The organism is Streptomyces sp. NPDC107538 (assembly GCF_055657445.1).
In genome coordinates this window covers 135117-145551 of sequence record NZ_JBVKAY010000021.1, presented here as the reverse complement: position 1 = coordinate 145551, position 10435 = coordinate 135117, and the positions used below count along the sequence as shown (strand labels likewise).

Sequence of the window (10435 nt, the reverse complement as noted above, 5' to 3'; positions counted from 1 at the left end):
ACGCCCGGTTACATTCCGAACCCGGAAGCTAAGCCTTACAGCGCCGATGGTACTGCAGGGGGGACCCTGTGGGAGAGTAGGACGCCGCCGAACAATCTTTGGAAAGGACCCCTGGTCCCAGCGTTCAGCTGGGACCAGGGGTCCTTTTGTTTCTAGAATGCTTGCAGTACCGAAGACAGGAGTCACCATGTCCACCAACTCTCCCGACGATCGACCGGAGCGCGACCAGCGGCGACGGGACAGTGGTGACCGTGGCGGCTATCGCGGTGGACCGCGCCGGGACAACGACCGACGCGACAACGACCGCGGTGGCTACGGCCGGCGCGACGATCGCCGCAGCGACGACCGCCGTGGTGATGACCGCCGCAGCGACGACCGCGGAGGCTTCCGGCGTGATGATCGCCGCGACGACCGTGGTGACCGTGGCGGCTTCCGGCGTGACGACAACCGTGGTGACCAGCGCGGCGGCGGTGCCGGTGGTGCCGGCGGCGGTGGATTCCGTGGACGGGACGACCGTCGCGAGGGTGACCGTGGGCCTCGCCCCGCGTTCCGGCGCGACGACCGCCCCGGCGGGGGTGCCGGTCCGCGTCGTGACGACCGCGACCGAGACCGTGGCTTCCGACGGGACGGTGACCGGCCCGCGTTCCGCCGCGACGACCGCCGTGATGACCGTCGGGACGATCGGCGCGACGAGCGTCGTGGCGACGACCGCGGTAGCTTCGGCCGGCGCGATGACCGTCCGGCGTTCCGGCGCGATGACCGCAGGGACGATCGCCGTGACGACCGGCGCGACAGCGGGGACCGTGGCGGCTTCCGCCGGGACGACCGTGACCGGGACCGCGATCGGGACCGTGGGTTCCGTCGCGACGACCGGCCCGACCGCCGTGAGGGCGACCGGCCCGCGTTCCGCCGCGACGACGACCGTGGCGAGCAGCGTGGCGGCGGCGGCTTCCGGCGTGACGACAGCCGTGGTGGCGAGCGCACCGGCGGCTTCCGTGGGCGTGACGATCGCGGCCGTGACGACCGGCGCGGGGACGACCGCGGTGGACGCCCGCCCTTCCGTCGCGACGACCGCCGTGACGACTTCCGCCGTGACGACCGCAGGGACGGGGACCGCCCGGCCTTCCGCCGCGATGACCGTAGGGACGACCGCCGTGACGACCGTCCCGTCCGTCGTGACGGTGAGCGCCCCTCCTACCGTCGGGACGACGACCGTGGCGGCTTCCGCCGCGACGACAACCGTGGCGAGCAGCGTGGCGGCGGCTTCCGGCGTGACGACAGCCGTGGTGGCGAGCGCACCGGCGGGTTCCGTGGCCGTGACGATCGCGGGCGTGACGACCGCGGCCGTGGGCCCCGGCGCGACGACCGCGGCGGCCGACCCGGTGGCGGTTTCCGCGGCCGGGACGACCGTCGGGGCGACGACCGGCGCGGTGGCGGGTTCCGCGACGACCGTGACCGGGACCGCGAGCCGATCAAGCGGCTGCCGATCCCCGAGGACGTCACGGGCGACGAGATCGACAAGGACGTACGCCAGGAGCTGCTGAGCCTGCCCAAGGGGCTGGCCGAGGAGGTCGCCAAGAACCTGGTGATGGTCGCCCGGCTCATCGACGAGGAGCCCGAGCGTGCCTACGGGTACTCCCGGGTGGCACTGCGGCTCGCGTCGCGTGTCGCCGCCGTGCGGGAGGCAGCCGGCTTCGCCGCGTACGCCAACCAGAAGTACAGCGAGGCGCTCGCGGAGTTCCGTGCGGCCCGGCGGATGACCGGCAACGTCGACCTGTGGCCCGTCATGGCCGACTGCGAGCGTGGTCTCGGGCGGCCCGAGAAGGCGCTGGACATGGCCGGGGCCCCCGAGGTGCACAAGCTGGACAAGGCCGGTCAGGTCGAGATGCGGCTCGTGGCGGCCGGCGCCCGGCGTGACATGGACCAGCTCGACGCGGCCATCGTCACGCTGCAGAGCCCGGAGCTGGCCTCCAACTCCGTACAGCCGTGGACCGCGCGCCTGCGGTACGCGTACGCCGACGCGCTGCTCGCGGCCGGGCGTGAGGGCGAAGCGCGGGAGTGGTTCGCCAAGGCCGTCGAGGCCGACAAGGACGGCAGCACGGACGCGTCGGACCGGCTCGCGGAGATGGACGGCGTCGAGTTCGTCGACGCCCTCGGCGACGACGAGGACGACGAGGTGTCTCAGGACGCGTCATCCGAATCCGCCGCGAGCCCCACCGCCGTCGAGGACGACGACGAGGACGACGAGGACGTCGAGATCGACGAGATCGACGCGGAGGATGTGGCCTCCGAGGTCGCCCCTGAGGCCGCCCCCGAGGTCGCCGACGCCGTCGCCGACGTGCACGACGACAAGGACTGACGTCCGGCGGAGACAGTAGAAGGGCGGGATCCCGTACGCGGGGTCCCGCCCTTTTTTCATACCTGTGGGTCCTGGGTGCGGGCCCTCACAGCTCCAGTGCGCGCAGGACCAGTCCCGAGGCCGGTTTCGGGCCGAACGACGTGGACTTGCGGGGCATGGTGACGCCCTGGCGGGCGAGGTCGCGTACGACCTCCTCGCGGACCGGGTGCATGAGGACGGCCGTGCCGCCGTCGCGTTCGGCCTTCTCCACGGTCGCGGCGGTGTCGTGGATGTAGGCGATGTGGGCCGGGGAGTCCTCGGGGATGTGCCAGACGTGGTCGAGGAGGACGGCGTGCAGGACCGTCGCGTCGAGGGTGCGCCAGGCGGCCGGGCGGTCGGCGGGGATCGTACGGGCGAGGAGGTCCGGGTCCGGGCGGTCGACGAGGTGGAAGGAGCCGTCGCCCGTGAGGAGGAAGGCGTTGCCGTCGGCTGCCGCGTCCGCCAGGGCCGCGAGGGCGTCGGGGAGGGGGACGTCGAGGGTGCGGACGCGGAACCGGCCGTTGAGGGCGGTGAGGGCCTCGTGGACCGGGAGGCGGTGCAGGAGGCGGTGGATCGCGCGGACGCGCAAGGGGTAGCGGGCGGTGTCCACCAGGAGGACCAGGCCGTAGTCCCAGGGGCTGGGGGACGGGTGTTCCGCGCGGAGCCGGAGGTAGGTGGCCCAGCGGTGGTGGCCGTCGGCTATCAGGGCCTGGTGGTGGGCCAGGTCCGACTGGATCTCGGCGAGATCGGCCGGGTCGGTGACCGCCCAGAGCCGGTGACGGAAGCCGTCCTCGGTGGTCGTGCGGAGGAGCGGGGCGCGTCGCGTGGTGCGCTCGACCACGGCCGTCGCACCGGCCGTGCTGCCGTTGCCCCGGTAGGTGAGCAGCAGGGGCTCCATGTTGGTGGAGGTGGCGCGCATCAGGGCCGCGCGGTCCGCGATGACATGGGGGATGACGTCCTCGTGGGGGAGGACCACGCCGTCGGAGGGCTCCGAGAGGCGCAGCGCTCCGATGAGACCGCGTTGGAGGATGCTGTCGTCCGCCTGCTCGTAGACGTAGAGGCCCGGCTCCGCGTCGGGGGCGAGGACGCCCTCGGCGAGCCAGCGGCGCAGGGTGTCGGCCGCCTGTTCGTCGCGGGCGGCGGGCGTTCCGGCCTGGGGGAGGATGAGGCGGACGATGTTGTGCGGATCGGCGGATTCGAGGTGGAGCAGACCGTCCGGCCGTACGACCACGTCGTACGGCGGTGATGTCACGGCGGCCAGGCTGCCGACCCGGTCGGGGTCGTACCGAAGCCCCCGGAACGGGGTCAGTTCGAGGCCGCTGCGCGCCGGGATCTCCTCCGCGGGACCTGCGTAGTTCATTGATGCATCGTAGGGGTGTCGGCTGTGTGAGGGATGATCGGAGAAAGCGACCTAACCGATTGTTGACCCACCGGGCGGCCGACCGACCCGCGGGCGACCGGTCGGGCGATCGACCCGGCGAGGAACGGAGTGCAATGAGCCAGGCAGTCAGGACACGGCCCGACGGCAGTGGGCAGGCCCTGAGCGAGGCGTACGACACGGCGCTGCTCGATCTGGACGGGGTGGTGTACGCGGGCGGGAGCGCCATCGCGTACGCCGTTGAGTCCCTGGGGACGGCGCGCGCCGGTGGCATGCACCTCGCGTACGTCACGAACAACGCGCTGCGGACGCCCGACACGGTCGCCGCGCATCTCACGGCGCTCGGAATACCTACCGAGGCCGGTGATGTCATCACCTCGGCGCAGGCCGTGGCCCGGCTGATCAGCGAGCAGTTGCCCGCCGGTGCGCGGGTGCTGGTCATCGGCGGCGAGGGGCTGCGGGTGGCGCTGCGCGAGCGGGGCCTCGAACCGGTCGAGTCGGCCGACGACGACCCGGCGGCCGTGGTGCAGGGGTTCGGCGGACTCGACCTGCCCTGGGGGCGGTTCGCGGAGGCCAGCTACGCCGTCGCGCGCGGGGTGCCGTGGTACGCCTCCAACACCGATCTGACGATTCCGAGCGCGCGGGGCATCGCGCCCGGTAACGGGGCGGCGGTGCAGGTGGTGCGGATCGCGACCGGGGCCGAGCCGCAGGTGGCCGGCAAGCCGCTGCCGCCGATGCACCGGGAGACGATCCTGCGGACGGGCGCCGAGCGGCCGTTGGTGGTCGGGGACCGGCTGGACACCGACATCGAGGGCGCGTTCAACGGCGAGGTCGACTCCCTGCTCGTACTGACCGGCGTGACCGACGGCGCACAGCTGCTGGCCGCGCCCCCACAGCACCGGCCGACGTATGTCGACGCCGATCTGCGCGGCATGCTCACCGGGCAGCCGGAGGTCGTCGAGGCGGGCGCGGGCTTCCGCTGCGGCGGCTGGACGGCGACGGCCGGCGCCGAGCGGCTCGAACTGGACGGCGAGGGCGAGGCGCTGGACGGGTTGCGCGCGCTGTGCGCGGCGGCCTGGACGGCGGCGGGGGAGGGCTCGTGCGCACTGGACGGGGGCAAGGCGCTGGCCCGGCTGGGGTTGTGAGGCGCGACGCCTGTGCGCGATCTGTGCGTCTGTGCGGTGTTCGCGGACGCGATCGAGCGAGAAGGGGAGGATAGGCTAACCTAACCGGGTGTTGGTCGACAGTCCTCCTGAACCGAGCGCGGAGACCGCCCCCGCGCCCCCGAACCGCCGGGCGATACGAGCCGTCGGGCTCCTCGTGTCCCTCCTGATCCTCGTCCTGGTCGCCCTGGCGAGTATCGCGATCGGTGCGAAAGAGCTGTCGCTGGAGCAGGTCTGGCACGGCCTGTTCGAGGACACGGGGACGTACGGCGACGCCGTGGTCGGGGAGCGGATCTCGCGCACGCTCCTCGGGCTGCTCGCGGGGGCCGCGCTCGGACTGGCCGGTGCCGTGCTCCAGGCGCTCACCCGGAATCCGCTGGCCGACCCGGGACTGCTCGGCATCAACGCGGGCGCGTCCGCGGCCGTGGTCACCGCCATCACCTACTTCGGCGTCACCTCGCTCAGCGGATATGTGTGGTTCGCGTTCGCGGGGGCCGCCGCGGTCGGGGCGCTGGTCTGGTTCCTCGGCGGCAGCCGGGGCGCGACGCCGGTGCGGCTCGCGCTCGCGGGCACGGCGATCAGCGCCGCCCTGTACGGCTATCTCCAGGCCGTGATGATCATGGATGACGCGGCGCTCTCCAAGATGCGCTTCTGGACGGTCGGTTCACTGGCCTCGGCGACCGACGGGACCATCACCCAGGTGCTGCCGTTCCTGGCCGTCGGCACGGTCGTCGCGCTGCTGCTCGCCCGGCCGCTGAACGCGATGGCCATGGGCGACGACACCGCCCGCGCGCTCGGCGCCCACCTCAACCGCACCCGGGCGCTCTCCATGGCCGCCGCCACCGTGCTGTGCGGCGCCGCGACCGCCGCCTGCGGGCCCATCGTCTTCGTCGGGCTGATGGTTCCGCACGCCGTGCGCTCCTTCACCGGGCCCGACCTGCGCTGGATCCTGCCGTACGCGACCGTCCTCTCGCCCGTGCTGCTGCTCGGCGCCGATGTCATCGGCCGCATGGTGGCCCGGCCCGCGGAACTCCAGGTCGGCATCGTCACCGCGATCCTCGGCGGGCCGGTGTTCATCTTTCTCGTACGACGGCGGAGGACGGCCCAGCTGTGAAGACGCAGGCAACGAGGGAGACCCGAGCCGTGGGCAGGCCCGCCGCGCGCGATCGGGCGGTCCGCACGCCCGGCGGACTGTCGGTCCGGCTGGACGTACGGGCGTTCGTCGTCGTCGCGCTGCTGCTGGCGGCGGCGCTGACGGCGAGTGTCGTCCTGATCGGGACCGGCGACTTCCCGATCCCGGCCGGCGACGTCCTGAGGACGCTGCTCGGCGACGGCGACCCGGGCCAGGAGCTCATCGTCAACGAGCTGCGGCTGCCGCGGGTCCTGGTCGGGTTGCTGGTCGGGGCCTCGCTCGGGCTCGGCGGGGCGCTGTTCCAGTCCATCTCCCGTAATCCGCTGGGCAGTCCGGATGTGCTCGGCCTCTCGCAGGGCGCCACCGCCGGCGCGCTGGTCGTCATCGTGCTGTTCTCCGGCGACGCCGACCAGGTGGCCCTCGGGGCGCTCGCCGGCGGGCTGGTCACCGGCATCGCCATCTACGTACTGGCGTGGAAGCGGGGGGTGCACGGCTACCGGCTCGTGCTGGTCGGCATCGGTGTCTCCGCGATCGTCACGGCGGTCAACGGCTATCTGATCACCAAAGCCGACCTCGTCGACGCGGCCCGCGCGGTCGTGTGGATGACCGGCTCCCTCAACGGCCGCGACTGGGAACAGGTCTGGCCGCTGCTGATCATGTGCGCGATCCTCGTGCCCCTGGTGCTCGGCAACGCCCGCGCGCTGCGGATGCTGGAGATGGGCGACGACGTGTCGTACGCCCTCGGGGTGAGCGTCGAACGCGTACGGCTGCTGCTGATGGTGTCGGCCGTGCTGCTCACCGCCGGGGCCACCGCCGCCGCCGGGCCGGTCAGCTTCGTCGCCCTCACCGCGCCCCAGCTCGCCAAGCGGCTGACCCGCTCGCCCGGCCCGAACCTGGTGGCCGCGATGTGCATGGGCGCGACCCTGCTGATCGTCGCCGACTGGGCCTCGCAGCGGGCCTTCGGCGCCGACCAGTTGCCCGTCGGTGTCGTCACCGGGGTGCTCGGCGGCGTCTATCTGCTGTGGCTGCTGGTCACCGAGCGGAAGGCCGGGCGGATATGAACGAGAACGACAAGAGGAGCACTGTGAACCGCCTGTCCGCCGAGAACGTCACCCTCGCCTATGACCAGCGGGTCATCGCCGAGCAGCTGTCGGTGGAGATACCCGACAACTCGTTCACCGTGATCGTCGGCCCCAACGCCTGCGGCAAGTCCACGCTGCTGCGCGCCCTGTCCCGGATGCTGAAGCCGTCCCAGGGACGGGTGCTGCTCGACGGGAACGTCATCCAGTCGATGCCCGCGAAGAAGGTCGCCCGGACGCTCGGCCTGCTGCCGCAGTCGTCGATCGCGCCCGACGGGATCACCGTCGGCGACCTCGTGGGCCGCGGCCGGTACCCGCACCAGGGGCTGCTGCGGCAGTGGTCCACCGAGGACGAGCGGATCGTCCGTGAGTCGATGGAGTCGACCGGGGTCGCCGAATTGGCCGACCGTTACGTCGACGAGCTGTCCGGCGGTCAGCGCCAGCGCGTCTGGATCGCCATGGCACTCGCGCAGCAGACCCCGCTGCTGCTGCTGGACGAGCCGACCACCTTCCTCGACATCCAGCACCAGATCGATGTCCTCGACCTGTGCGCCGAACTCCACGAGGAGCGGGGCCGCACGCTGGTCGCGGTGCTGCACGACCTCAACCACGCGGCCCGGTACGCCACCCACCTCATCGCCCTGCGCGGCGGCGCGGTGATCGCCGAGGGCGCCCCCTCCGAGATCGTCACGGCCGACCTGGTCGAGGAGGTCTTCGGGCTGCGCTGCCAGGTCATCGACGACCCGGAGACGGGGACCCCGCTGGTGGTGCCGGCGGCCCGCAGGGCCCGGACCGCGGACGAGAAGGCGGGGGCGGTCGAGAAGGCGGGGACTGCCCAGAAGGTCGGGGCTACAGAAGCTTCCTGAGCTGGAGCAGGTCGCGGAAGCCCGCCTCCAGCTTCACCCGGCCCGCGCCCCAGGCCTTGGCGAAGTTCAGTTCGCCGTCGACGAGGGCCACCAGATCGTCGCCGGTCATGGCCAGCCGGATCTGGGCCTTCTCGGTGGGCGGGCCCTCAAGGGTGTCCTGCACCTCGATCCGGCCCTCGCGCATCCGGCCCACGAAGGTGACGTCGAGATCCTTGATGTGGCAGCTCACCGAACGGTTCAGAGCCGTCGCCTCGCGCACCTGTCCGTTGGCGCCCGCCATGTTGTCCGAGAGCTTTTCGAGTGCGGCTCGGCACTCCTCAATCGTTGCCATCGCGACCGACGGTACCCCAGAGCTTCGCGGTAGCGTCTGGGCATGAGCGACTCTTTGCCCGAGGTCACAGTGGTGGAGGAGACGGAGGACGCGGCTGCGACGGTGGTCGGGCCCGAGGACGACCCCGCCGCACCGGCCCCGCTGCACGTGCCCCGCACCGCCACCGGCCACCCCGAGGTCGACTCCGCCCTCGACCGGCTGGCCGATGCCGACCACCTCGCGACCGACGGCCATGTGGAGGTGTACGAGGATGTACACCGGGGGCTGCGTGACGCGCTCACCGCGCTGGACGCCCGCCCGGGACCTCCGGCGCCCCCACGGCCGTAGCCGGGCCGTGCAGCCGTAGACACGAGAGCAGGAGCTGAACCCACCGTGGCAGGAGTCTCACGCCGCCGTCTGGACGCCGAACTGGTCCGGCGGAAGCTCGCGCGGTCGCGTGAGCACGCGAGCCAGCTGATCGCCGCCGGGCGGGTCACCGTCGGCAAGACCGTCGCGACCAAGTCCGCCACCCAGGTGGAGACCGCCGCCGCGATCGTGGTCGTGAGCGACGACACCGACCCCGAGTACGTGTCGCGCGGCGGCCACAAGCTCGCGGGAGCCCTGGAGGCGTTCGTCCCGCAGGGGCTCGCCGTCGAGGGGCGGCGGGCGCTGGACGCCGGTGCCTCCACCGGGGGCTTCACCGACGTACTGCTGCGGGCCGGAGCCGCGCACGTCGTCGCCGTGGACGTCGGATACGGACAACTCGCCTGGACTCTGCAGAGCGATGAACGCGTCACCGTCAAGGACCGTACGAACGTACGCGAGTTGACGCTCGAAGCGATCGATGGGGAGCCTGTGGATCTAGTCGTGGGGGATCTGTCCTTCATCCCGCTCGGCCTGGTACTGCCCGCGCTGGCGCGGTGCGTGAAGCCGGACGCCGATCTGGTGATGATGGTCAAGCCGCAGTTCGAGGTGGGTAAGGAGCGGCTGGGCAGTGGGGGAGTCGTACGCAGTCCGGAGCTGCGTGCCGAGGCGGTGCGCGGGGTGGCCCGGCGGGCCGGGGAGCTGGGGCTCGGGGTGAAGGGTGTGACGGCCAGTCCGCTGCCCGGGCCCTCGGGCAATGTCGAGTACTTTCTGTGGCTGCGTGCCGGGGCTCCCGCGCTGGACCCGGCCGACGTCGATCGAGCAGTGGCGGAGGGGCCGCGTTGACTCAGGACCGATCTCGAACTGTTTTTCTGCTCACCCACACCGGGCGGCCGGCCGCGATCCGCAGCGCCGAACTCGTCGTCAAGGGGCTGCTGCACCACGGCATCACCGTGCGTGTCCTGGAGCACGAGGCCGAGGACATCCCGGTGCCGGAGGAGGTGGAACTCGTCAAGGAGGCCACCCCGCAGTGCCTGGACGGGTGCGAGCTGCTCATCGTCCTCGGCGGTGACGGCACGCTGCTGCGCGGCGCCGAATTCGCCCGTGCGTCCGGGGTGCCGATGCTGGGCGTCAACCTCGGCAGCGTCGGCTTCCTCGCGGAGGCCGAGCGGGACGACCTCGACAAGGTTGTCGACCGGGTGGTGACCAGGGCGTACGAGGTCGAGGAGCGGATGACCGTCGATGTCGTCGTTCATCAGAACGGGGACATCGTCCACACGGACTGGGCGCTGAACGAGGCGGCCGTGCAGAAGGCCGGCGCCGAGAAGCTGCTCGAAGTCGTGCTGGAGATCGACGGGCGGCCGGTGACGGGGTTCGGGTGCGACGGCATCGTGCTGTCCACTCCGACCGGGTCCACCGCGTACGCGTTCTCGGCGGGCGGGCCCGTGGTGTGGCCGGAGGTCGAGGCGCTGCTGATGGTGCCGATCAGCGCGCACGCGCTGTTCGCGAAGCCGTTGGTGACGTCGCCGGATTCTGTGTTGGCGGTGGAGGTGCTGCCGCATGTTCCGCCGGGGGTGCTGTGGTGTGACGGGCGGCGGACCGTCGAGTTGCCGCCGGGGGCGCGGGTCGAGGTGCGGCGGGGGGCCGTGCCGGTGCGGCTGGCTCGGTTGCACCATGCGTCGTTCACGGATCGGCTGGTGGCCAAGTTCGCGTTGCCTGTTTCCGGGTGGCGGGGGGCTCGGCACTAGCGTCTCGTGGGGGATGGCG

At 72.2% G+C, this 10435-nt stretch carries 10 protein-coding genes and 1 rRNA gene; 9 read left to right on the top strand and 2 right to left on the bottom strand.

The features are described 5' to 3' along the window. Positions 1 to 93: ribosomal RNA gene (gene rrf, locus ACZ7MG_RS40830) — 5S ribosomal RNA — on the top strand; the annotation flags it as partial. Between the two features lie 1387 nt (positions 94 to 1480). Further along, entirely contained in the window at positions 1481 to 2359 is an 879-nt protein-coding gene (locus tag ACZ7MG_RS40825; protein WP_471395237.1) for a tetratricopeptide repeat protein, read from the top strand. Between the two features lie 85 nt (positions 2360 to 2444). Here ACZ7MG_RS40825 and ACZ7MG_RS40820 read toward each other — a convergent pair whose 3' ends face one another. Beyond that, positions 2445 to 3737, bottom strand: coding sequence for a DUF1015 family protein (locus tag ACZ7MG_RS40820; RefSeq protein ID WP_471395232.1), 1293 nt, complete (start codon positions 3735 to 3737; stop codon positions 2445 to 2447). A gap of 134 nt (positions 3738 to 3871) precedes the next feature. On the opposite strand from ACZ7MG_RS40820, the gene ACZ7MG_RS40815 reads away from it, so the two are divergent. The 4 genes from ACZ7MG_RS40815 (at position 3872) to ACZ7MG_RS40800 (ending at position 7995) form a co-directional block, all read left to right on the top strand. Then, complete coding sequence (locus ACZ7MG_RS40815; RefSeq protein ID WP_471395231.1) at positions 3872 to 4900, top strand: HAD hydrolase-like protein; 1029 nt, start codon at positions 3872 to 3874, stop codon at positions 4898 to 4900. Between the two features lie 88 nt (positions 4901 to 4988). Continuing rightward, positions 4989 to 6032 (top strand): FecCD family ABC transporter permease, encoded by a 1044-nt coding sequence (locus tag ACZ7MG_RS40810; protein ID WP_471395230.1) that lies wholly within the window; start codon positions 4989 to 4991, stop codon positions 6030 to 6032. 29 nt (positions 6033 to 6061) lie between these two features. Further along, a complete protein-coding gene (locus ACZ7MG_RS40805) occupies positions 6062 to 7111 on the top strand; it encodes a FecCD family ABC transporter permease (protein WP_471395229.1) in 1050 nt (349 codons plus the stop codon). Next, on the top strand, positions 7108 to 7995 hold the full coding sequence (locus tag ACZ7MG_RS40800) for an ABC transporter ATP-binding protein (protein ID WP_471395228.1): 888 nt from the start codon (positions 7108 to 7110) through the stop codon (positions 7993 to 7995). Before ACZ7MG_RS40805 ends, ACZ7MG_RS40800 begins: the two co-directional genes overlap by 4 nt. Here ACZ7MG_RS40800 and ACZ7MG_RS40795 read toward each other — a convergent pair. Then, positions 7979 to 8326, bottom strand: a complete 348-nt coding sequence (locus tag ACZ7MG_RS40795) for an SCP2 sterol-binding domain-containing protein (protein ID WP_471395227.1) — start codon at positions 8324 to 8326, stop codon at positions 7979 to 7981. The two genes, ACZ7MG_RS40800 and ACZ7MG_RS40795, sit on opposite strands and share 17 nt — an antisense overlap. A gap of 42 nt (positions 8327 to 8368) precedes the next feature. On the opposite strand from ACZ7MG_RS40795, the gene ACZ7MG_RS40790 reads away from it, so the two are divergent. From ACZ7MG_RS40790 to ACZ7MG_RS40780, 3 genes are read left to right on the top strand one after another with little or no spacing between them, the layout of a single operon-like run. Next, positions 8369 to 8653, top strand: a complete 285-nt coding sequence (locus ACZ7MG_RS40790) for a hypothetical protein (RefSeq protein WP_471395226.1) — start codon at positions 8369 to 8371, stop codon at positions 8651 to 8653. Between the two features lie 45 nt (positions 8654 to 8698). After that, positions 8699 to 9514 carry a TlyA family RNA methyltransferase gene (locus tag ACZ7MG_RS40785; RefSeq protein ID WP_471395225.1) on the top strand — a complete coding sequence of 272 codons (816 nt, stop codon included), beginning with the start codon at positions 8699 to 8701 and terminating at the stop codon, positions 9512 to 9514. Further along, entirely contained in the window at positions 9511 to 10416 is a 906-nt protein-coding gene (locus tag ACZ7MG_RS40780) for an NAD kinase (RefSeq protein WP_471395224.1), read from the top strand. The genes ACZ7MG_RS40785 and ACZ7MG_RS40780 overlap by 4 nt, the downstream gene beginning before the upstream one ends. The last annotated feature ends 19 nt before the right edge of the window (positions 10417 to 10435 follow it).

Coding starts and splice junctions, on each gene's coding strand:
- ACZ7MG_RS40795 (WP_471395227.1), bottom strand. CDS start 8,326: ATGGCAACGATTGAGGAGTGCCGAGCCGCACTCGAAAAGCTCTCGGAC.
- ACZ7MG_RS40820 (WP_471395232.1), bottom strand. CDS start 3,737: ATGAACTACGCAGGTCCCGCGGAGGAGATCCCGGCGCGCAGCGGCCTC.
- ACZ7MG_RS40815 (WP_471395231.1), top strand. CDS start 3,872: ATGAGCCAGGCAGTCAGGACACGGCCCGACGGCAGTGGGCAGGCCCTG.
- ACZ7MG_RS40800 (WP_471395228.1), top strand. CDS start 7,108: ATGAACGAGAACGACAAGAGGAGCACTGTGAACCGCCTGTCCGCCGAG.
- ACZ7MG_RS40790 (WP_471395226.1), top strand. CDS start 8,369: ATGAGCGACTCTTTGCCCGAGGTCACAGTGGTGGAGGAGACGGAGGAC.